This window comes from Pseudomonas sp. LBUM1674 (assembly GCF_059695635.1).
The window spans coordinates 7,055,065-7,076,386 of the sequence record NZ_CP166779.1 but is presented as its reverse complement, the minus strand read 5'-3'; the positions used below and the strand labels follow the sequence as shown (position 1 = coordinate 7,076,386).

The window sequence follows — 21,322 nt, the reverse complement described above, 5'->3', positions numbered from 1 at the left end:
GGGAACACAAGCAAGAATGGCTAAGGTATTCGCGATTGCGAACCAAAAGGGTGGTGTGGGCAAAACCACCACCTGTATCAACCTCGCAGCTTCCCTGGTCGCTACCAAGCGCCGGGTGCTGTTGATCGATCTCGATCCACAGGGCAACGCCACCATGGGTAGCGGTGTGGATAAACACGGCCTGGAAAACTCGGTCTACGACCTGCTGATCGGCGAATGTGATCTGGCTCAGGCCATGCACTACTCCGAGCACGGTGGTTACCAGCTATTGCCGGCCAACCGCGACCTGACCGCCGCGGAAGTGGTTCTGCTGGAAATGCAGATGAAGGAGAGTCGCCTGCGCAGCGCGTTGGCGCCGATCCGTGAAAACTACGATTACATTCTGATCGATTGCCCGCCGTCGCTGTCGATGCTCACGCTTAACGCACTGGTCGCGGCCGACGGGGTGATTATCCCCATGCAGTGCGAGTACTTCGCACTCGAAGGCTTGAGCGACCTTGTGGATAACATCAAGCGCATCGCCGAGCTGCTCAACCCGAACCTGAAAGTCGAAGGCTTGTTGCGGACCATGTACGACCCGCGCCTGAGCCTGATGAATGATGTGTCGGCCCAGCTCAAGGAACACTTCGGCGATCAGCTCTACGACACGGTCATTCCGCGCAACATCCGCCTGGCCGAAGCGCCAAGCTATGGCATGCCGGCGCTGGTGTACGACAAAACTTCGCGGGGCGCGATTGCCTATCTGGCATTGGCGGGCGAGATGGTTCGCCGTCAACGCAAAAACTCACGCACCGCCGCCGCTCAGGCAACTTAAGGAATCCCCATGGCCGTCAAGAAACGAGGTCTCGGACGTGGACTGGATGCACTGCTGAGTGGGCCGACTGTCAGCTCGCTGGAAGAACAGGCGGTGCAGGCTGATCAACGTGAGCTGCAGCACCTGCCCCTGGACCTGATCCAGCGTGGCAAGTACCAGCCACGGCGGGACATGGATCCTCAGGCGCTGGAGGAGCTGGCGCAGTCGATCAAGGCCCAGGGCGTGATGCAGCCGATCGTGGTTCGTCCGATCGGCAGCGGTCGCTACGAAATCATTGCCGGCGAACGTCGCTGGCGCGCCAGTCAGCAAGCCGGCCAGGAAACCATCCCGGCGATGGTTCGCGACGTACCGGATGAAACCGCGATCGCCATGGCGCTTATCGAGAACATCCAGCGCGAGGACCTCAATCCGATCGAAGAAGCGGTGGCCTTGCAGCGTTTGCAGCAGGAATTCCAGCTGACCCAGCAACAAGTGGCGGAAGCGGTGGGCAAATCCCGCGTAACCGTGGCCAACCTGCTACGCTTGATCGCGTTGCCGGAAGTCATCAAAACCATGCTGTCCCACGGCGACCTGGAAATGGGTCATGCCCGTGCTTTGCTCGGTTTACCGGAGAATCAACAGGTTGAAGGGGCGCGACACGTTGTCGCACGAGGGCTGACCGTACGGCAGACCGAAGCACTGGTTCGCCAGTGGTTGAGTGGCAAACCTGAGCCTGCTGAACCGGTAAAGCCGGACCCGGATATCGCCCGACTCGAACAGCGTCTGGCCGAGCGTTTGGGCTCTGCGGTGCAGATTCGCCACGGGAAAAAGGGGAAGGGGCAGTTGGTGATCGGTTACAACTCCCTGGATGAGCTTCAAGGTGTGCTTGCACACATCCGCTGAAACATTTCCTCATGTAGCGTGCAGGTGGAAATCACTACCTGACAGTTGAATAGGGGCAGAACCGCCCCTATACTCTGCGCGCATTTTGTCGGCACAAATTATGCCAAGTTATTGCATTCTGGCAGCCGATCATTGGGGAGCTAAAACGATGGAGAGCCGCACGCCAAACCGCTTGCCGTTCCATCGCCTGGCAGTTTTTCCGGTATTACTGGCTCAATTTGTCGTTTTGGTACTGGCCGCTTTGGCGCTTTGGTACTGGCATGGGGTCGTAGCCGGGTACTCAGGACTTTGCGGAGGCCTGATAGCCTTGCTGCCCAATGTTTATTTCGCTCACAGGGCATTTCGGTTTTCCGGCGCCCGGGCAGCTCAAGCCATCGTCCGGTCTTTTTATGCCGGCGAGGCGGGCAAACTGATTTTGACGGCAGTGCTCTTTGCATTGACGTTCGCAGGTGTGAAGCCATTGGCGCCGCTGGCTGTATTCGGCGTCTTCGTGTTGACCCAACTGGTCAGCTGGTTCGCGCCCCTGCTGATGAGAACAAGACTTTCGAGACCTTAGGGCGTTTGAGGCAACCATGGCAGAGACAACCGCTTCGGGCTATATCCAGCACCACTTGCAGAACCTGACCTTCGGGCAGCTACCTAACGGCGGCTGGGGTTTTGCCCACACCGCAGCAGAAGCCAAGGAAATGGGCTTCTGGGCTTTCCACGTCGATACCCTCGGCTGGTCGGTCGCGTTGGGTCTGATTTTCGTTCTTCTTTTCCGCATGGCGGCAAAGAAGGCGACTTCCGGTCAGCCTGGTGCTTTGCAGAACTTCGTTGAAGTATTGGTCGAATTCGTCGATGGCAGCGTGAAAGACAGCTTCCATGGCCGTAGCCCGGTGATTGCACCGCTGGCACTGACCATCTTCGTCTGGGTCTTCCTGATGAACGCCGTCGACCTGATTCCGGTTGACTGGATTCCTCAAGTTGCCATGGCGATCTCCGGCGACCCGCACATTCCGTTCCGCGCCGTATCGACCACTGACCCGAACGCTACCCTGGGCATGGCCCTGTCGGTGTTCGCGTTGATCATTTTCTACAGCATCAAGGTCAAGGGCATCGGCGGCTTCATTGGCGAATTGACCCTGCATCCGTTCGGCAGCAAGAACATCTTCGTTCAAGCCCTGCTGATTCCGGTGAACTTCCTGCTGGAGTTCGTGACGCTGATTGCCAAGCCAATCTCGCTGGCACTGCGTCTGTTCGGCAACATGTATGCCGGCGAACTGGTCTTCATTCTGATTGCTGTGATGTTCGGCAGCGGTCTGCTCTGGCTTAGCGGCCTGGGCGTAGTTCTGCAGTGGGCGTGGGCTGTGTTCCACATCCTGATCATCACCCTGCAGGCGTTTATCTTCATGATGCTGACCATCGTCTACCTGTCGATGGCGCACGAAGAGAACCATTAAGACCAGTTTCGACTGGTCTGATGTCCCACTCGGTTAAACGAGTGGGTGCCCGAACAGGGCTATGAAACGATTTGTTTTACCGCTTTAAAATCTAAAAAACCTAAACCATACGACGTAAAAGTCGGGAGGAAAGATGGAAACTGTAGTTGGTCTAACCGCTATCGCTGTTGCACTGTTGATCGGCCTGGGTGCACTGGGTACCGCAATTGGTTTCGGCCTGTTGGGCGGCAAGTTCCTGGAAGGCGCCGCGCGTCAGCCAGAAATGGTTCCAATGCTGCAAGTCAAAATGTTCATCGTTGCCGGTCTGCTCGACGCCGTAACCATGATCGGTGTTGGTATCGCTCTGTTCTTCACCTTCGCGAACCCATTCGTTGGTCAACTCGCTGGCTAATCACTCGAATCGTCGAGTGATTAGTGTGTTGTGCAACGAACGAGCGAGGTGTTGGCGTGAACATTAATGCAACCCTGATTGGCCAGTCCGTTGCGTTCTTAATCTTTGTACTTTTTTGCATGAAGTTCGTATGGCCTCCGGTCATCGCGGCTTTGCACGAACGTCAGAAGAAGATCGCGGATGGACTGGACGCTGCCGCCCGAGCAGCTCGCGACCTGGAGTTGGCCCAAGATAAAGCGGGTCAGCAACTGCGCGAAGCGAAAGCTCAGGCAGCCGAAATCATTGAGCAAGCCAAGAAACGCGGTAACCAGATCGTTGAGGAGGCTGTTGAAAAAGCCCGTATCGACGCTGACCGTGTGAAGGTTCAGGCTCAGGCCGAGATCGAGCAGGAACTGAACAGTGTCAAAGACGCGCTGCGTGCCCAACTGGGTGCACTGGCCGTTGGCGGCGCCGAGAAGATCCTGGGTGCCACAATCGATCAAAACGCGCACGCGGAGCTGGTAAACAAACTGGCTGCTGAAATTTAAGCGAGGGCGATCATGGCAGAATTGACCACGTTGGCCCGACCTTACGCTAAGGCAGCCTTCGAGCACGCCCAGGCCCACCAGCAACTGGCCTCTTGGTCAGCCATGCTCGGCCTGGCTGCAGCAGTGTCGCAAGACGACACCATGCAGCGCGTGCTCAAGGCCCCGCGACTGACGAGCGCAGACAAGGCCGCCACGTTTATTGACGTGTGCGGCGACAAGTTTGATGTGAAGGCACAGAACTTCATTAACGTCGTTGCCGAAAACGACCGTCTCCCGCTGTTGCCGGAGATCGCCGCTCTGTTTGACCTGTACAAGGCCGAACAAGAGAAATCGGTAGACGTTGAAGTCACCAGTGCTTTTGCATTGAACCAAGAACAGCAAGACAAACTCGCCAAGGTTCTCAGTGCACGACTCAACCGGGAAGTGCGCCTGCAAGTCGAGGAAGACAAATCCCTTATTGGGGGCATTGTCATCCGCGCCGGCGACCTGGTAATCGATGGCTCGGTTCGCGGCAAACTCGCGAACCTTGCCGAAGCATTGAAATCTTGAGTTTGAAGGGGCAGCAGAGCAATGCAGCAACTCAATCCTTCCGAAATAAGTGAAATTATCAAGGGCCGCATCGACAAGCTCGATGTGACCTCCCAAGCCCGTAACGAAGGCACTGTCGTCAGCGTATCTGACGGTATCGTGCGGATTCACGGTCTGGCCGACGTCATGTACGGCGAGATGATCGAGTTTCCGGGCGGCGTCTTCGGTATGGCTCTCAACCTGGAGCAAGACTCCGTAGGTGCCGTTGTATTGGGCTCCTACCAGTCTCTGGCTGAAGGCATGAGCGCCAAGTGCACCGGCCGCATCCTCGAAGTTCCGGTAGGTAAGGAACTGCTGGGTCGCGTAGTCGACGCACTGGGTAACCCGGTAGACGGCAAAGGTCCGCTGAACAACACCGAGACCGATGCGGTCGAGAAAGTTGCTCCAGGCGTGATCTGGCGTAAGTCGGTAGACCAGCCTGTACAGACTGGCTACAAGGCTGTCGATGCCATGATCCCTGTCGGCCGTGGCCAGCGTGAGCTGATCATCGGTGACCGTCAGATCGGTAAAACCGCTCTGGCGATCGACGCGATCATCAACCAGAAAAACAGCGGCATTTTCTGCGTCTACGTAGCGATCGGTCAGAAACAATCGACCATCGCCAACGTGGTTCGCAAGCTGGAAGAAAACGGCGCACTGGCTAACACCATCGTCGTGGCAGCGAGCGCTTCGGAATCTGCAGCACTGCAGTTCCTGGCACCGTACTCCGGTTGCACCATGGGTGAATTCTTCCGCGACCGCGGTGAAGACGCGCTGATCGTTTATGACGATCTGTCCAAGCAAGCAGTGGCTTACCGCCAGATTTCCCTGCTGCTGCGCCGTCCACCAGGCCGTGAAGCTTACCCAGGCGACGTGTTCTATCTCCACTCCCGTCTGCTGGAGCGCGCATCCCGCGTTTCGGAAGAATACGTAGAGAAGTTCACCAACGGCGCAGTGACCGGCAAAACCGGTTCCCTGACCGCACTGCCGATCATCGAAACCCAGGCTGGCGACGTTTCCGCGTTCGTTCCGACCAACGTGATTTCCATCACCGACGGTCAGATCTTCCTGGAATCGGCCATGTTCAACTCCGGGATCCGTCCTGCTGTGAACGCCGGTGTTTCGGTATCCCGTGTGGGTGGTGCCGCTCAGACCAAGATCATCAAGAAGCTCTCCGGTGGTATCCGTACCGCTCTGGCTCAGTACCGTGAACTGGCGGCATTCGCCCAGTTCGCTTCTGACCTGGACGAAGCGACCCGTAAGCAACTTGAGCATGGTCAGCGCGTTACCGAGCTGATGAAGCAGAAGCAATACGCACCAATGTCGATCGCTGACATGGCGCTGTCGCTGTATGCCGCTGAGCGTGGGTTCCTGACTGACGTTGAAATCGCCAAGATCGGCAGCTTCGAACAAGCGCTGATTGGTTTCTTCAACCGCGATCACGCCGATTTGATGGCGAAGATCAACGTGAAGGGTGACTTCAATGACGAAATCGACGCTGGCATGAAAGCCGGTATCGAGAAGTTCAAGGCCACCCAAACCTGGTAAGCCGCAGCGGGAGTCGCAAGGCTCCCGCTTGCTAACCTGATAGGTGTTACATGGCAGGCGCAAAAGAGATTCGCAGTAAGATTGCGAGCATCAAAAGCACGCAAAAGATTACCAGCGCCATGGAAAAAGTGGCGGTCAGTAAAATGCGCAAGGCACAAATGCGCATGGCTGCTAGCCGTCCTTATGCGGAGCGCATCCGCCAGGTTATTGGCCATCTGGCCAACGCCAACCCGGAATATCGCCACCCATTCATGATCGACCGTGAAGTAAAGCGCGTCGGTTATGTCGTGGTGAGCAGTGACCGTGGTCTGTGTGGTGGCTTGAACACCAACCTGTTCAAGGCCCTGGTCAAGGACATGGCGGTAAACCGCGAAAACGGCGTCGAGATCGATCTGTGTGTCGTTGGTAGCAAGGGTGCGGCTTTTTTCCGCAACTTCGGCGGTAACGTCGTTGCAGCTATCAGCCACCTGGGTGAAGAGCCGTCGATCAATGACTTGATCGGCAGCGTCAAGGTGATGCTGGATGCCTACCTGGACGGCCGTATTGACCGCCTGTCCGTGGTGTCCAACAAGTTCGTCAACACCATGACGCAGCTGCCTACGGTGGAGCAATTGATTCCACTGGTGGCGACCCCGGAAAAGGAACTCAAGCACCACTGGGATTATCTGTACGAACCGGACGCCAAAGAGCTGCTTGACGGCTTGATGGTCCGTTACGTGGAGTCGCAGGTCTACCAGGCGGTGGTCGAGAACAACGCGGCTGAACAAGCTGCGCGGATGATCGCGATGAAGAACGCTACCGACAACGCCGGTGATTTGATCAGCGATTTGCAGCTGGTCTACAACAAGGCGCGTCAGGCTGCGATCACCCAAGAGATCTCGGAAATCGTCGGCGGCGCTGCCGCGGTTTAACGGTTCAAATATTCAGAGGATCCAGCTATGAGTAGCGGACGTATCGTTCAAATCATCGGCGCCGTTATCGACGTGGAATTTCCACGCGACAGCGTACCGAGCATCTACAACGCGCTGAAAGTTGTAAGCGCGGCTGAAACCACCCTGGAAGTTCAGCAGCAGCTGGGCGACGGCGTGGTTCGTACCATTGCGATGGGTTCCACCGAGGGCTTGAAGCGCGGTCTGGAAGTTACCGACTCCGGCGCAGCCATCTCCGTACCGGTCGGTAAAGCGACTCTGGGCCGGATCATGGACGTTCTGGGCAACCCGATCGACGAAGCGGGCCCGATCGACACCGAAGAGCGCTGGGGCATTCACCGTCCTGCGCCAACCTTCGCTGAACAAGCGGGCGGCAACGACCTGCTGGAAACCGGCATCAAGGTTATCGACCTGGTTTGCCCGTTCGCCAAGGGTGGTAAAGTCGGTCTGTTCGGTGGTGCCGGTGTAGGCAAGACCGTAAACATGATGGAACTGATCCGTAACATCGCCATCGAGCACAGCGGTTATTCCGTGTTCGCCGGTGTGGGTGAGCGTACTCGTGAGGGTAACGACTTCTACCACGAGATGAAGGATTCCAACGTACTGGACAAAGTGGCACTGGTTTACGGTCAGATGAACGAGCCGCCGGGTAACCGTCTGCGCGTAGCACTGACCGGCCTGACCATGGCCGAGAAGTTCCGTGACGAAGGTAACGACGTTCTGCTGTTCGTCGACAACATCTATCGTTACACCCTGGCCGGTACTGAAGTATCCGCACTGCTGGGCCGTATGCCTTCCGCAGTAGGTTACCAGCCGACCCTGGCCGAAGAGATGGGTACTCTGCAAGAGCGTATCACTTCGACCAAAAACGGTTCGATCACCTCGATCCAGGCGGTATACGTACCGGCGGATGACTTGACTGACCCGTCGCCAGCGACCACCTTCGCCCACTTGGACGCCACCGTCGTTCTGTCCCGTGACATCGCTTCCCTGGGTATCTACCCGGCGGTCGATCCACTCGACTCGACTTCGCGCCAGCTGGACCCGAACGTGATCGGCCAGGACCACTACGACACCGCTCGCGGTGTACAGTATGTTCTGCAGCGTTACAAAGAACTGAAGGACATCATTGCGATCCTGGGTATGGACGAGCTGTCGGAAGCCGACAAGCAGTTGGTAAACCGTGCTCGTAAGATCCAGCGTTTCTTGTCGCAGCCGTTCTTCGTGGCTGAAGTCTTCACCGGTGCTTCGGGTAAATACGTTTCCCTGAAAGACACCATTGCTGGCTTCAAAGGCATCCTCAACGGTGACTACGACCACCTGCCAGAACAAGCGTTCTACATGGTCGGCGGCATCGAAGAAGCGATCGAGAAAGCCAAGAAACTGTAATCCCGGCGCCCGGCAACGGGCGCTAATTTAGGTTGAGGCAATCAGATGGCTATGACAGTCCATTGCGATATCGTCAGCGCGGAAGGGGAAATCTTCTCCGGCCTGGTCGAGATGGTGGTTGCGCACGGTGCACTGGGTGATCTTGGTATCGCCCTGGGTCACGCGCCGCTGATCACCAATCTCAAGCCGGGCCCGATCCGCCTGATCAAGCAGGGCGGGGAAGAGGAGGTGTATTACATCTCCGGCGGTTTCCTCGAGGTTCAGCCGAACATGGTCAAGGTTCTTGCCGACACCGTGCAACGTGCTGCCGACCTGGACGAAGCCTCCGCTCAGGAAGCCGTAAAGGCTGCCGAGAAGGCCTTGCATGAGCGGGGCGCGGAATTCGATTACGGTTCTGCTGCCGCACGTCTGGCCGAGGCTGCAGCTCAGCTGCGCACCGTCCAGCAGATCCGCAAGAAGTTCGGCCACTAAAAGGCCATCGCTTGTTGCGCGATTTATTAAAAAGGGTAGCCTCGGCTACCCTTTTTTCTTTTCCGACATTCATCAATTGGTCGCAGCCGCTGACCACCCAGGATTGGTAGCCAGTCATGTCCCTAGAAATCGTTATCCTCGCTGCCGGTCAAGGCACTCGCATGCGTTCGGCGTTGCCAAAAGTCCTGCATCCGATTGCAGGCAATTCGATGCTCGGCCATGTTATCCACAGCGCCCGGCAACTTGATCCCCAGCGCATCCACGTCGTGATCGGCCATGGCGCTGAAGCAGTGCGTGAGCGCTTGGCCGCCGATGATCTGAATTTTGTCCTTCAGGACAAACAGCTCGGCACCGGCCATGCCGTGGCTCAGGCCGTACCGTTCATCGAATCCGACACTGTCCTCATTCTTTACGGTGACGTACCGCTCATTGAGGTCGAAACACTTCAGCGCCTGCTCACGAAAGTAGCGCCACAACAGCTGGGCTTGCTCACCGTTGAACTGGAGGATCCTACCGGTTACGGCCGTATCGTCCGCGATGCCGCTGGCAAGGTGACGGCCATCGTCGAGCAAAAAGACGCCAACGAAGCCGAACGAGCGATCACCGAAGGCAACACCGGTATCCTGGCCCTGCCTTTCGCAAAACTGGGCGACTGGATGAGCCGTCTCTCGAATAACAATGCCCAGGGCGAGTACTACCTGACCGACGTGATCGCCATGGCGGTCAGCGATGGTCTGGTGGTGGCTACCGAACAGCCTCACGATGCAATGGAAGTGCAGGGTGCCAACGATCGCAAGCAACTCTCCGAGCTTGAGCGTCATTATCAATTGCGCGCGGGTCGCCGTTTGATGGCTCAGGGTGTGACGCTGCGAGACCCGGCACGTTTCGATGTGCGCGGTGAAGTGACCGTCGGTCGCGACGTGCTGATTGATATCAACGTGATCCTCGAAGGCAAGGTTGTCATCGAAGATGACGTCGTGATCGGTCCGAACTGCGTGATCAAGGACAGTACCCTGCGCAAAGGCGTGGTGATCAAGGCCAACAGCCATATCGAAGGCGCGATGCTCGGTGAAGGCAGCGATGCCGGTCCGTTCGCCCGTCTTCGTCCAGGTACGGTACTGGAGGCCCGGGCACATGTGGGTAACTTTGTTGAGCTGAAAAATGCTCATCTGGGTGAAGGCGCCAAGGCAGGTCATTTGACTTACCTGGGCGATGCCGAGGTCGGTGCACGCACCAATATCGGCGCCGGCACCATTACCTGCAACTATGACGGCGCCAATAAGTGGAAGACCGTGTTGGGCGAGGATGTGTTCATCGGTTCCAATAACTCGTTGGTGGCGCCTGTGGATATCTCTGCCGGAGCAACCACAGCGGCCGGTTCGACCATTACGCAGGATGTGGATAACTCGCAGCTGGCTGTGGGTAGAGCGCGACAGAAGAACATTGACGGCTGGAAGCGGCCGGAGAAGATTAAGAAGAACTAAGTTATCCACAGCTCGTGAAATCACCTTCGCGGGCAAGCCTCGCTGCTACAGGTCCATAGTTATCCACATTGAGGTTATCCACAAGTGTATGACTCGAACTGTAGGAGCGAGCGCTGCGGCGGTCCGTTTGCCTGCGATGCTTTTATCCACAGACCTTTTATCCACAGGTCTTTTTATCGCTTCTCGCTTGACGAAGTTTCGACAATAGGTTTTGATTGCTTCCGCTATCTTTCGAATCGAAACTTACCTAATCATGTCGAAACGCAATACACCTCAACGCCGTCACAATATCCTCGCCTTGCTCAATGAGCAGGGCGAAGTCAGTGTGGATGAGCTGGCCAAGCGCTTCGAAACCTCGGAAGTTACGATTCGCAAGGATCTGGCAGCACTTGAAAGCAACGGCTTGCTGCTGCGCCGTTATGGCGGTGCCGTCACCATGCCTCAGGAATTGGTGGCCGATATCGGTCAACCGATTTCCAGATACAAGCAGGCAATCGCTCGCGCCGCCGTTATGCGGATTCGCGAGCATGCGCGAATCATCATCGACAGCGGCAGTACGACGGCGGCGATGATCCCGGAGCTTGGCCAACAACCGGGCCTGGTGGTGATGACCAATTCGCTGCATGTCGCCAATGCCTTGAGCGAACTCGAGCACGAACCGGTGTTGTTGATGACCGGCGGCACCTGGGACCCGAATTCCGAGTCCTTTCAGGGGCAAGTCGCCGAGCAGGTACTACGCTCTTACGACTTCGACCAGTTGTTTATCGGTGCCGATGGCATTGACCTGGTGCGCGGTACCACCACCTTTAACGAGCTGCTGGGACTGAGCCGGGTCATGGCCGAGGTTGCCCGCGAAGTGGTGGTGATGGTGGAAGCGGACAAGATCGGACGCAAGATTCCAAACCTGGAGCTGCCGTGGAGCAGCGTTCATACCCTTATTACCGATGATCGCCTGCCGCTTGAGGCACGGGATCAGATTCAGGCCCGCGGCATCAATTTGATCTGCGCGCCTGCCAGTCAGGAGAAATAGCATGTGTGGAATTGTTGGTGCAGTCGCAGAACGTAACATTACCGCCATTTTGCTCGAAGGCCTCAAACGCCTGGAATACCGCGGCTATGACAGCGCGGGTGTAGCGATCTTCACTAACGACGAAACACTTGAGCGCACGCGTCGTCCGGGTAAGGTCAGTGAGTTGGAACAGGCCCTGGAAAGCGAACCTCTGGTCGGTCGACTGGGCATCGCCCACACTCGCTGGGCGACTCACGGCGCGCCTTGCGAACGCAACGCTCACCCACATTTTTCCGGTGATCTGGCGGTGGTGCACAACGGCATCATCGAGAACCACGAAGCCCTGCGCGAACAACTCAAAGACTTGGGTTACGTCTTTACCTCGGACACCGACACCGAAGTCATCGCCCACCTGCTGGAACACAAGCTCAAGGATTTTGGCGATCTGACCGTGGCCCTCAAGGCGACTGTCAAAGAGCTGCACGGCGCTTATGGCCTGGCGGTGATCAGTGCCCGGCAACCGGATCGTCTGGTCGCAGCCCGTAGCGGCAGCCCATTGGTGATCGGTCTGGGCATGGGGGAAAACTTCCTGGCCTCCGACCAATTGGCGCTGCGTCAGGTCACTGATCGTTTCATGTACCTCGAAGAAGGTGATATCGCCGAAATTCGTCGCGAAACCGTGCAGATCTGGGACGTTGATGGCCAGCCCGTCGAGCGCGAATCCGTGCAATACCGTGACGGCGCGGAAGCCGCCGACAAGGGTGAATTCCGTCATTACATGCTCAAGGAAATCCATGAGCAACCGGCCGTGGTGCAGCGCACCCTGGAAGGTCGCCTGAGTCAGAACCAGGTGTTGGTCCAGGCGTTTGGCCCACAGGCTGCCGAACTGTTCGCCAAAGTGCGTAACGTGCAGATCGTCGCGTGCGGCACCAGCTATCACGCCGGCATGGTTGCCCGTTACTGGCTCGAAGAACTGGCGGGTATCCCTTGCCAGGTCGAAGTCGCCAGCGAATTCCGTTATCGCAAGGTAGTGGTGCAGGCCGACACCCTGTTCGTGACCATTTCCCAGTCCGGTGAAACCGCCGACACCCTGGCCGCTCTGCGTAACGCCAAAGAGCTGGGCTATCTGGCGAGTCTGGCGATCTGCAACGTCGGTATCAGTTCGTTGGTACGTGAGTCGGACCTGACGCTGTTGACCCAGGCCGGTCGCGAAATCGGCGTGGCTTCGACCAAAGCCTTCACCACTCAGTTGGTAGGCCTGCTGTTGCTGACTTTGTCCCTGGGTCAGGTTCGCGGCACGCTGGCCGATGGCGTCGAAGCCACCCTGGTCGAAGAACTGCGTCGCCTGCCGAGCCGCCTGGGTGAAGCCCTGGCCATGGACAGCACTGTGGAAAAAATCGCCGAGCTGTTCGCCGAAAAGAACCACACGCTGTTCCTCGGTCGTGGTGCGCAGTTCCCGGTCGCGATGGAAGGCGCCCTCAAGCTCAAGGAAATCTCCTATATCCACGCCGAAGCCTATCCGGCCGGCGAGTTGAAACACGGCCCGTTGGCGCTGGTGGATAACGACATGCCAGTGGTCACCGTGGCGCCCAACAATGAACTGCTGGAGAAGCTCAAGTCCAACCTCCAGGAAGTCCGCGCCCGTGGTGGCGAGTTGATCGTTTTCGCAGATGAGCAGGCAGGCATGACCAATGGCGAAGGCACTCACGTGGTGCAAATGCCGCACATCCACGACATCCTGTCGCCGATCCTCTACACCATTCCGCTACAGTTGCTCTCGTACTACGTGGCAGTGTTGAAAGGCACTGACGTCGACCAGCCGCGCAACCTGGCGAAGTCGGTGACGGTGGAATAAGTTATCCACAAGTCACAGTAGGGCCAAAAAGATCGCACCCTTCGCCGCGCCCACAGGAAATACTCCTGTAGGAGCTGCCGAAGGCTGCGATTTTTTGATTTTGAAAAGGACATGCCCCTATGGACCGATTCCAGGAAATGCAAGTCTTCATCGCCGTTGCCCAAGACCAGGGCTTCTCGGCGGCTGCGCGGCGTTTGGGCATGTCGGCCGCCAGCGTAACCCGGGCGGTGGCGTCGCTGGAGAAGCGCATTGGCACGTTGTTGCTCACCCGCACGACGCGCAGCGTGCATTTGAGCGAGGCGGGTCAGCGTTATCTGGAAGACTGTCGGAGAATTCTCGCCGAGGTGCAGGAAGCCGAGGACTCGGCGGCAGGCAGTCACGCCCAGCCTCGTGGGCAATTGACGATCACCGCGCCAGTGTTGTTTGGCGAACTGTTCGTCACGCCGGTGATGGTGGGTTATCTGACTCGGTTTCCTGAGGTCACCATCAATGGCTTGCTGGTTGACCGGGTGGTGAGCATGGTCGAGGAGGGCGTTGATGTCGCCGTGCGCATCGGTGAGTTACCCGACAGTAATCAGCACGCGATTCGCGTGGGTGAAGTGCGGCGGGTGATTTGCGGATCGCCAGCGTTTCTGACGGCCCAGGGTCGACCTCGCCATCCTCAGGACCTGGCTCAGGCGCCGGTTATTGCAACGTCCGCTATCGGTCAGCTGAGAAGCTGGCCTTTTCTTGACGCAGGTGAACCCTTGAGTGTTCGTCCTGAACCCCGACTGGTGGTGACGGCGAATCAGGCAGCCATTACGGCAGCGTGTCTGGGCCTGGGGTTCACCCGGGTCTTGTCTTATCAGGTCGCAAGCAAGGTCGCCGCCGGTGCACTGGAAATCGTGTTGGCCGACTTCGAACTGCCGCCGTTGCCCATCCATGTGGTGTATCAGGGCGGGCGCAACGCTCCCGTGCGAGTTCGAAGTTTTGTCGATTTTGCCGTGGGGGCGCTACGGGAACACCCAGCCTTGCAGGGATGAGCGATTATTGCTATGGCTGAAATAATGGATTGCGTTTGCTGGTGATTCTATTGTTTTGGTTGCGGGTGGAAGATAGCGGACATCGGTGCTGATCTCTCCGAACAGCGCCACCCACCCTGCGGAGTCGACCATGCAAGCGATCAAACTCTACAATTTCCCCCGTTCCGGCCATGCTCACCGTGTGGAGTTGATGCTGTCCCTGCTGCAACTGCCGACCGAGCTGATCTTCGTCGACCTGGCCACGGGCGCGCACAAGCAGCCGGAGTTCCTGGCGCTCAATGCTTTCGGTCAGGTTCCGGTCATTGATGATCAGGGCGTGGTCCTGGCTGACTCCAACGCGATTCTGGTTTATCTGGCGCAAAAGTACGGCAAGGGTCGCTGGCTGCCCGCCGACCCGGTCGGTGCCGCCAAGGTACAGCGCTGGTTGTCGGTGGCAGCCGGGCCGATCGCATTCGGACCTGCCAGGGCGAGGTTGATCACAGTATTTGGTGCGCCTCACAACGCTGAAGAAGCAATTGCCCGTTCCCATGACGTGCTCAAAGTGATTGATCAGGAACTAGGTCATACGCCTTTTCTGGCAGGTAGCGAACCCACCATTGCCGACGTCGCGGCGTATAGCTATATCGCCCATGCACCCGAAGGCAATGTCTCCCTTGAAGACTATGCGAACGTGCGGGCCTGGCTGGCACGCATCGAAGCCTTGCCCGGTTTTGTCGGCATGCCGCGTACCGTCGCCGGCCTGCAAAAAACCGCCTGATACTGGCGGCCCGATACGTCAGGGTCGTTCACGCTGCGTCGATGGCGCAGGGGAGAAGCCGTTATGGACCGTTCGCCTTGGCACGCTGGCGAGAAACAGTTGCAGGCTCACGTTGGTGTTGCCGAGCGAATGGAGGCGTTCGGTCGTAGGGTGATTCGCACCGAGATGCCGGACCAGCACCGTACGTTTTATCAGCAATTGCCGTTCATGTTGTACGGCGCGGTGGATGTCGATGGCAAACCCTGGGCCAGCATCATTGAGGGCGAACCGGGCTTCGCTTACTCGCCCGAGCCCGGTGTGCTGCACTTTCGCAGCCTGCCAAGTGCCGATGATCCTGCACAATTGACCGATGGCGCGGCGATCGGCCTGCTGGGCATCGAGCTGCATACGCGGCGGCGCAATCGTATCAACGGTCGCATCAACACACTGTCGGCGAGCGGCTTCGACGTGACGGTGGAACAGTCCTTCGGCAATTGCCCGCAATACATTCAATTGCGGCAGTTTCGCTCGGTGCCGCTGGCGGACCCCTCGACCCGCATCGCTCGGCACCTCGACGGGCTGGATGAGGCGGCCCGAGCCATGATCGCCGGTGCCGATACCTTTTTCGTCGCCAGCTATGTGGATGTCGATGACCAGCGCTCGGTGGATGTTTCGCACCGCGGCGGTCAGTCCGGATTCGTACAGGTGGAAGGTAATCGCCTGACCATTCCGGATTTCGCCGGCAATCTGTTCTTCAACACCTTAGGCAACCTGCTGCTCAACCCTCGCGCCGGTTTGCTGTTTATCGATTTCCACTCCGGCGATCTGCTGCAGCTTAGCGGGCGCACCGAAATCATCCTTGAAGGCCCGCAAATCGAAGCCTTTCAAGGGGCCGAGCGCCTCTGGACATTCGACGTGGAAAGCGTCGTCCGTCGCCCGGCAGCATTGGCGTTGCGCTGGCGCTTCGATGGGGTTTCACCCACCAGTTTGCTGACCGGTACCTGGGAGCAGGCCAGGGCTCGTCTGCAAGCCCAGGCCCTGGGCGATCAATGGCGGCCGCTGCGGGTGGTGCGGATCGAAGCGCAAAGCCACAGCATCCGCTCGATCTATCTGGAGCCCGCCGATGGCGCCGGGCTGCCGGTGTTTCAGGCCGGGCAGCATTTGCCGCTGCGGTTCAATATTGCCGGCCGGGTGCATATCCGCACCTACAGCCTGTCGAGCGCACCGTCCGATGATTTTTTCCGCATCAGCGTGAAGCGTGAAGGCTTGGTTTCTTCCTACCTGCATGAACAGGTTGGCGTCGGTGATCTATTGGAGGCTCGTGCGCCTCAAGGGCATTTCACCGTGGCGCCCCACGAACGCCGGCCGCTGGTGTTGCTGGCGGCCGGGGTGGGTATTACGCCGCTGCTGTCGATGTTGCGTGAAGTGGTTTATCAGGGCCTGCGCACCCGCCACATCAGGCCGACCTGGTTTTTCCAGAGTTCGCGCACCCTGGCCGATCAACCGTTTCGGCCCGAGCTGGATCGTTTGCTCGACGGTGCCGGTGACGCGGTTAGGGTAGTGCGCCTGCTCAGTCAGCCGGAAGCCGAGGCGCGTGAGGGCGAGGACTTTGATCTGAGGGGACGGATCGACACTGCGTTGCTCAAGACCATCCTTGAAGTGGAAGACTACGATCAGCTGGACTTTGTCCTTTGCGGTCCGAGTAGTTTTACCCAAGGCCTCTATGACAGTTTGCGGGAACTGGACATCCGCGATGCCCGGATTCACGCCGAATCCTTCGGCCCATCGACTTTGCGTCGTAAGCCAGATCCCGACGCGATTGTCATCGATCAACCGCCAGCGGCCACCACGTCGGTTCCGGTAGTGTTCCAGCGCTCGGCCAAAGAGGCCCGGTGGCAACCCGACGGCGGCAGTTTGCTGGAGCTGGCGGAAAGCCGTGGGCTGCGCCCGGAATTCAGCTGTCGCGGCGGTTCCTGCGGAACCTGCAAGACTCGCTTGATCAGCGGCCAGGTCAATTATCCACAGCCGCCGGCAGAAGTGCCTGACGAAGGGCAGGTACTGATTTGTTGTGCGATTCCGGCACAGGGTTCGCAACCTTTGGTGTTAGATCTCTGATGAGCCAATGTCAGTGAACATTTGCCCATCAGCCGGGGCCTCAGTAGGGTAGCGGGCAGAGCGACAAAGGGCCATGAACGGCCCTTTTCGCATTTCCGGGATAAAGCTTTTAATGGTTTTTTTGACTCGATTGATCGTGTTGCTGGCAGCGATGGGATTGCTCAACGGCTGCGAACGAAAGGATGCACCGCCGCTCGATCAGCAACTCTACGTCTGGCAACGACAATGGACCCCGGCCCATGAAGCCGCCCTCAAGGACAGCCACGCAGACTTTTCGACCCTGCGGGTGCTGGCCTTGCAGGCGTTCCCGCAGGCGGGGTGGAGTCGGGCGCGTATTGATCCGGTGCTGCTTAAAGGTGACGGCAGGCCGCTGATTGCGGTGGTTCGTCTCGATGGTCAGCTCAAGTCGCTGGATCAGCACGAGGTTAGCGCGCAGATCCAGCAGGTGCTCGACGATTGGCAAGGGTTGGGGTTGAACCTCTCCGGCGTGGAAATCGACCACGATGCAGGCAATGCTCGATTACCGGCCTATCGGGAGTTTCTTGCGCATCTGCGCTCGGTTCTGCCAGCGTCACTGCCATTGAGCATCACTGCCTTGCCCTCTTGGCTCGACAGCCCTGAGTTGCCGGCGCTCTTATCCACAGTCGATAGCAGCGTGTTGCAGGTGCACGCGGTCAGCGATCCACGCAATGGCTTGTTTGACACCGATCAGGCTGATAAGTGGGCCAAGGCCTGGAGCCGCATCGTTTCGAAACCTTTTTATCTGGCGCTTCCGGCCTATGGCGTAGCGTTGTTGCCGGGGGATAGCGGCGCACCGATCGTGGAAAGCGAAGTGAGCCTCGAACGCGACGGAGCGCGTCGGGAATTGTGGGCTGATCCGCAGCAACTGAGCAAACTCGGCAGCCAATTGCGTAACGATCCACCCGCTCACCTGGCAGGCCTGATCTGGTTTCGTCTGCCGCTGGCCAACGACCGCAGGGCATGGAGCCTGACCACCTTGCGCGCCGTGGCGCGCGGCGATGCGCTCGACAGTCGCCTGACGCTGAAGCTCTCGGCGAAAGAAGGCCTTTTTGACATCAGCCTCGTTAATCAGGGCAACCTCGACACCGCCTGGCCCGAACGCCTGACACTGGCGGTGCAGGGCTGTGACGGCGCCGATGCCCTCGCCGGCTATGCGTTGCAACAGAGCCCGGATCTGCTTACCTTCACGCGCCTGCGTGACGGTCGAATAGCGGCCGGCGGACAGCGCGCCATCGGTTGGGCGCGCTGCGCAAATATTGATCAAGGAGCTTCGAATGTTCACCCGTAACTGGCCCCGTCACTTGCTGTGCCTGAGCCTCGGCTTGCCGCTGGGTTCGGCACTGGCCTGCGGGCCGGACTTCCCGATGCGACTGCTGGACAACCGTGGCCAGTCGCTGGCGGAGCTGCCGGAAGGTAATTTCAACTTCGAGATCAATCGCCTTGGGCGTGCGATCGCCGGGCTCAAGAACGTCACCGCCGCCACCCACAATCCTAGTGTTGGTTATGGTGAGGCGCCCGATCATGCAGAGCAGCGGGAAAACGCCGAGCAGGCCGGTTTGACGGCAGAGCAGCAGGGGTTGGTGAAACAGCTACGCAGCCTGACCGATGCCCGACAGGTCGAGATTCAAGGCGCGGATCTGCCGGCCGAGCTCAAGCTGTATCTGGCCGGTGCCGTGGCGTTCAATGCGGGCGACCATGGGCTGGCGGTCGAATACTTCCAGAAGGTGCTGGCGTTGCCGGCGGATCAAAGAGCGTTGCGTAGCACCTGGGCTGCTTATTCGTCAGGTCGGGCGTTGTTTGCCATGAGTGCCGAAGCTGGCGCTGGCCCCGACCTGCTGGATCAATCGCGAAAGGCCTTCGAGCAGGCTCGTCAGCTGAGCATCGACGGCTTCAGCGACCCGCTGGAACTGGGCGTCGCCAGCCTTGGCGAAGAAGCCCGCGTAGCCCGCAGCGATGGCGACTGGAGCCGCGCCATCGAACACTATGCCACGCAAAACCTCCATGGTTCGGCGGTGGGTTACACCTCGCTGAAACTGTTGGTGAATGATTTGGCGGTGATGCCTGAAGATCAACTGGCTCTGTTGCTCAAGGGCAAACCGGTGCAGCAACTGGTGGCGGCGTCGTTGATCAGCCGGATGGGCTGGTCATTCGGTGATCAGCCGCCGAACCAATTGAAGCTGATCAAGCTGTTGCAAAACAGCACCCGGGATAGCCTGGAAAACGCTGATCGTCTGGCGGCAGTCAATTATCAGCAGGGTGACTACGCCAGTGCCAAGGCATTCCTTGAACACGCGGGCGATGGCGGTCTGGCTTGGTGGCTGCGGGCGAAACTGGCGATGCGCGATGGCGATAAGACCGCTGCCGCTGCGGCGTACGCCAAGGCTGCCCAAGCCTTCCCGCAGAATGAGTCCTGGGGCGAACGACGCACCCCGGACTGGGATTACGAAACCCTGCAGCCAAAATGCCGGGTCGAGGGCGAAAGCGCGATCCTGGCACTGCAACGCGGGGATTACCTGCAAGCATTCGATCAGCTCTATCGCAGCCAAGATATTTATTGGTTCGACGCGGCGACTGTTGCCGAGCGGGTGCTGACCCTCGATGAGCTCAAGCAATACGTCGATACTCAAGTGCCGGCGCCACCAGCGCTGACGCAACAGGAGCGTGATAACTATGTGCCGTTACCGGTGGCGGCGAGACTGCGCAATTTGCTTGGGCGGCGGTTGCTGCGTGAAGAGCGTTACGATGAGGCACCGGCTTACTTCGACAGCGTCGATCTACAGAACAAGGCGCGACTGTATGGGCAGCAGCGTCAGGCTGCCGATTCAGCCTGGTGGCCGACCCGTCGTGCCGCCGCATTGTTCAACGCAGCCTGGACGGCACGCGAGTGGGGGATGGATATCCTCGGCTACGAAATGTCGCCGGACTACGCCACGTTCAGCGGCAATTACAGCCTTGAAAGTGGCGAACTCAAGGTCGGTCCGTTAGTCGCCGAAGATGAAGTCAAACGCCAGCAGGCCAGCGCAGCCCAACCCGATCAGCGCTTCCATTATCGATATGTAGCCACTGCATTGGCCAGTCGCGCCGCCGACAATCTGCCCCACACCAGCCAGGCATTCGCGGCGGTGCTGTGCGCGGCGGCGGGGTGGAACACCAGCCTTGAAGAGCAAAGCGCCTTTTACCAGCGCTATGTGAAAGAAGGACCCTACGTGGATTGGGCGGTAAATTTCGGTCATCAATGCCCATATCCCGATTTCCAGAACGCCAGCAAGCGCTACGTGACTCAGGTCACTGACGCTGCTCGCGCGACCTTGCGGCCGTACAAGAAACCGTTGCAGATAGGTGGCGTGATAACGGTCACGGCCGTGGCTCTATTGATGATCAATCGTCGCAAGCGCAAGTCGCGGGTGTAATCATGGCTGTTGCACAAACGTCAACCGCACGGCAAAACCGATCAGCAGGCTACCGAACAACCACTGCTGAAAACGCTGGGCCGATGGACTGCGTTGCAGCCAGCGGCCCAGCGCGGCGCCGACCAGTGCGTAAGCGCTGTCGAACAAAAAACCGACGCTGACCAGCACGACGCCCAAGGTCGCAAACTGCGCGAGTACCGGCTCGGCATCAGGATTGATGAATTGCGGCAACAGCACCGAGCAGAACAGCAGCGCCTTGGGGTTGAGCAGGTTGGTAAACAAACCGCGCTGGATCGCTGCGCGCCAATGAGATTTCCCGCAGGTGGCTTCTCCACCGTTCAAATTCGGCAGCAGTGTGGTTCGCAGGCACTGAATGCCGATCCACAGTAAATACGCAGCACCGACCAGACGGACGACGTCGAAGGTCCAGGGCGCAACTTTGAACAGCGTCGATAGCCCCAGCGCCGCCAACGCCACATGGCACCCCCGGGCAACGCCCAGGCCCACCGCGGTCGCCAGCGCGGCACCTTTGCCCTGACGGGCACCGGTCTGCAATAGCAGGATCATGTCCGGGCCCGGCAACAGGTAAACCACCGCGAGCGCCATGAAAAACAGCCAGAGTCCTGCCACCTTGCACCCCATTCGTTGTCGATTCGGTACCCTCAGTCTAGGGCTGAAGGGCAGGGCAGGTGGTTGCGTAGTTTGCTTCT

General features: G+C 58.7%; 20 protein-coding genes. 19 read left to right on the top strand and 1 reads right to left on the bottom strand.

Going from position 1 to position 21,322, the window contains the following annotated elements:
* Positions 1-16 precede the first annotated feature (16 nt).
* The 19 genes from ACA067_RS32545 to ACA067_RS32455 all read left to right on the top strand — a co-directional run bounded on the left by ACA067_RS32545 (position 17) and on the right by ACA067_RS32455 (position 20,612).
* Positions 17-814: a ParA family protein gene (locus tag ACA067_RS32545; protein ID WP_497460084.1), complete on the top strand. Its 798-nt coding sequence runs from the start codon at positions 17-19 to the stop codon at positions 812-814.
* A gap of 9 nt (positions 815-823) precedes the next feature.
* Positions 824-1,696 (top strand): ParB/RepB/Spo0J family partition protein, encoded by an 873-nt coding sequence (locus ACA067_RS32540; RefSeq protein ID WP_064680526.1) that lies wholly within the window; start codon positions 824-826, stop codon positions 1,694-1,696.
* 148 nt (positions 1,697-1,844) lie between these two features.
* On the top strand, positions 1,845-2,252 hold the full coding sequence (locus ACA067_RS32535) for a F0F1 ATP synthase subunit I (RefSeq protein WP_007948092.1): 408 nt from the start codon (positions 1,845-1,847) through the stop codon (positions 2,250-2,252).
* 16 nt (positions 2,253-2,268) lie between these two features.
* The gene (gene atpB, locus ACA067_RS32530) at positions 2,269-3,138 is read left to right on the top strand and encodes a F0F1 ATP synthase subunit A (RefSeq protein WP_497460083.1); all 870 of its coding nucleotides are present in this window, start codon (positions 2,269-2,271) and stop codon (positions 3,136-3,138) included.
* A 133-nt stretch (positions 3,139-3,271) separates the two neighbouring features.
* The gene (gene atpE, locus ACA067_RS32525; RefSeq protein WP_002555987.1) at positions 3,272-3,529 is read left to right on the top strand and encodes a F0F1 ATP synthase subunit C; all 258 of its coding nucleotides are present in this window, start codon (positions 3,272-3,274) and stop codon (positions 3,527-3,529) included.
* 56 nt (positions 3,530-3,585) lie between these two features.
* Positions 3,586-4,056: a F0F1 ATP synthase subunit B gene (locus ACA067_RS32520; protein ID WP_007903028.1), complete on the top strand. Its 471-nt coding sequence runs from the start codon at positions 3,586-3,588 to the stop codon at positions 4,054-4,056.
* Positions 4,057-4,068: 12 nt separating this feature from the next.
* Positions 4,069-4,605, top strand: coding sequence for a F0F1 ATP synthase subunit delta (locus ACA067_RS32515; protein WP_008155712.1), 537 nt, complete (start codon positions 4,069-4,071; stop codon positions 4,603-4,605).
* 21 nt (positions 4,606-4,626) lie between these two features.
* A complete protein-coding gene (atpA, locus tag ACA067_RS32510; RefSeq protein WP_307334488.1) occupies positions 4,627-6,171 on the top strand; it encodes a F0F1 ATP synthase subunit alpha in 1,545 nt (514 codons plus the stop codon).
* Between the two features lie 50 nt (positions 6,172-6,221).
* Positions 6,222-7,082: a F0F1 ATP synthase subunit gamma gene (atpG, locus tag ACA067_RS32505; RefSeq protein WP_150799964.1), complete on the top strand. Its 861-nt coding sequence runs from the start codon at positions 6,222-6,224 to the stop codon at positions 7,080-7,082.
* A gap of 27 nt (positions 7,083-7,109) precedes the next feature.
* Complete coding sequence (gene atpD, locus ACA067_RS32500; RefSeq protein WP_008155715.1) at positions 7,110-8,489, top strand: F0F1 ATP synthase subunit beta; 1,380 nt, start codon at positions 7,110-7,112, stop codon at positions 8,487-8,489.
* Between the two features lie 45 nt (positions 8,490-8,534).
* The gene (locus ACA067_RS32495; protein WP_010465460.1) at positions 8,535-8,960 is read left to right on the top strand and encodes a F0F1 ATP synthase subunit epsilon; all 426 of its coding nucleotides are present in this window, start codon (positions 8,535-8,537) and stop codon (positions 8,958-8,960) included.
* 116 nt (positions 8,961-9,076) lie between these two features.
* Positions 9,077-10,444, top strand: coding sequence for a bifunctional UDP-N-acetylglucosamine diphosphorylase/glucosamine-1-phosphate N-acetyltransferase GlmU (glmU, locus tag ACA067_RS32490; protein WP_497460082.1), 1,368 nt, complete (start codon positions 9,077-9,079; stop codon positions 10,442-10,444).
* Positions 10,445-10,694: 250 nt separating this feature from the next.
* Positions 10,695-11,474, top strand: coding sequence for a DeoR/GlpR family DNA-binding transcription regulator (locus tag ACA067_RS32485; protein ID WP_497462884.1), 780 nt, complete (start codon positions 10,695-10,697; stop codon positions 11,472-11,474).
* Position 11,475: 1 nt separating this feature from the next.
* On the top strand, positions 11,476-13,308 hold the full coding sequence (gene glmS, locus ACA067_RS32480; protein WP_497460081.1) for a glutamine--fructose-6-phosphate transaminase (isomerizing): 1,833 nt from the start codon (positions 11,476-11,478) through the stop codon (positions 13,306-13,308).
* Between the two features lie 119 nt (positions 13,309-13,427).
* Positions 13,428-14,330, top strand: coding sequence for a LysR family transcriptional regulator (locus ACA067_RS32475; protein ID WP_497460080.1), 903 nt, complete (start codon positions 13,428-13,430; stop codon positions 14,328-14,330).
* Between the two features lie 130 nt (positions 14,331-14,460).
* Positions 14,461-15,087, top strand: a complete 627-nt coding sequence (locus tag ACA067_RS32470; protein ID WP_497460079.1) for a glutathione S-transferase family protein — start codon at positions 14,461-14,463, stop codon at positions 15,085-15,087.
* 63 nt (positions 15,088-15,150) lie between these two features.
* Complete coding sequence (locus tag ACA067_RS32465; RefSeq protein ID WP_497460078.1) at positions 15,151-17,181, top strand: 2Fe-2S iron-sulfur cluster-binding protein; 2,031 nt, start codon at positions 15,151-15,153, stop codon at positions 17,179-17,181.
* A gap of 112 nt (positions 17,182-17,293) precedes the next feature.
* Positions 17,294-18,490 carry a DUF3142 domain-containing protein gene (locus tag ACA067_RS32460; RefSeq protein ID WP_497460077.1) on the top strand — a complete coding sequence of 399 codons (1,197 nt, stop codon included), beginning with the start codon at positions 17,294-17,296 and terminating at the stop codon, positions 18,488-18,490.
* The gene (locus tag ACA067_RS32455; protein ID WP_497460076.1) at positions 18,477-20,612 is read left to right on the top strand and encodes a hypothetical protein; all 2,136 of its coding nucleotides are present in this window, start codon (positions 18,477-18,479) and stop codon (positions 20,610-20,612) included. The genes ACA067_RS32460 and ACA067_RS32455 overlap by 14 nt, the downstream gene beginning before the upstream one ends.
* Here the strand turns inward: ACA067_RS32455 and ACA067_RS32450 are convergent, their stop codons facing one another.
* Positions 20,613-21,242 carry a LysE family translocator gene (locus tag ACA067_RS32450; protein ID WP_497460075.1) on the bottom strand — a complete coding sequence of 210 codons (630 nt, stop codon included), beginning with the start codon at positions 21,240-21,242 and terminating at the stop codon, positions 20,613-20,615.
* Positions 21,243-21,322: the final 80 nt, after the last annotated feature.

Coding starts and splice junctions, on each gene's coding strand:
- ACA067_RS32455 (WP_497460076.1), top strand. CDS start 18,477: ATGTTCACCCGTAACTGGCCCCGTCACTTGCTGTGCCTGAGCCTCGGC.
- atpG (WP_150799964.1), top strand. CDS start 6,222: ATGGCAGGCGCAAAAGAGATTCGCAGTAAGATTGCGAGCATCAAAAGC.
- ACA067_RS32545 (WP_497460084.1), top strand. CDS start 17: ATGGCTAAGGTATTCGCGATTGCGAACCAAAAGGGTGGTGTGGGCAAA.
- ACA067_RS32495 (WP_010465460.1), top strand. CDS start 8,535: ATGGCTATGACAGTCCATTGCGATATCGTCAGCGCGGAAGGGGAAATC.
- atpA (WP_307334488.1), top strand. CDS start 4,627: ATGCAGCAACTCAATCCTTCCGAAATAAGTGAAATTATCAAGGGCCGC.
- ACA067_RS32540 (WP_064680526.1), top strand. CDS start 824: ATGGCCGTCAAGAAACGAGGTCTCGGACGTGGACTGGATGCACTGCTG.
- ACA067_RS32460 (WP_497460077.1), top strand. CDS start 17,294: ATGGTTTTTTTGACTCGATTGATCGTGTTGCTGGCAGCGATGGGATTG.
- ACA067_RS32515 (WP_008155712.1), top strand. CDS start 4,069: ATGGCAGAATTGACCACGTTGGCCCGACCTTACGCTAAGGCAGCCTTC.
- glmU (WP_497460082.1), top strand. CDS start 9,077: ATGTCCCTAGAAATCGTTATCCTCGCTGCCGGTCAAGGCACTCGCATG.
- ACA067_RS32475 (WP_497460080.1), top strand. CDS start 13,428: ATGGACCGATTCCAGGAAATGCAAGTCTTCATCGCCGTTGCCCAAGAC.
- glmS (WP_497460081.1), top strand. CDS start 11,476: ATGTGTGGAATTGTTGGTGCAGTCGCAGAACGTAACATTACCGCCATT.
- ACA067_RS32465 (WP_497460078.1), top strand. CDS start 15,151: ATGGACCGTTCGCCTTGGCACGCTGGCGAGAAACAGTTGCAGGCTCAC.
- atpD (WP_008155715.1), top strand. CDS start 7,110: ATGAGTAGCGGACGTATCGTTCAAATCATCGGCGCCGTTATCGACGTG.
- atpE (WP_002555987.1), top strand. CDS start 3,272: ATGGAAACTGTAGTTGGTCTAACCGCTATCGCTGTTGCACTGTTGATC.
- atpB (WP_497460083.1), top strand. CDS start 2,269: ATGGCAGAGACAACCGCTTCGGGCTATATCCAGCACCACTTGCAGAAC.
- ACA067_RS32470 (WP_497460079.1), top strand. CDS start 14,461: ATGCAAGCGATCAAACTCTACAATTTCCCCCGTTCCGGCCATGCTCAC.
- ACA067_RS32535 (WP_007948092.1), top strand. CDS start 1,845: ATGGAGAGCCGCACGCCAAACCGCTTGCCGTTCCATCGCCTGGCAGTT.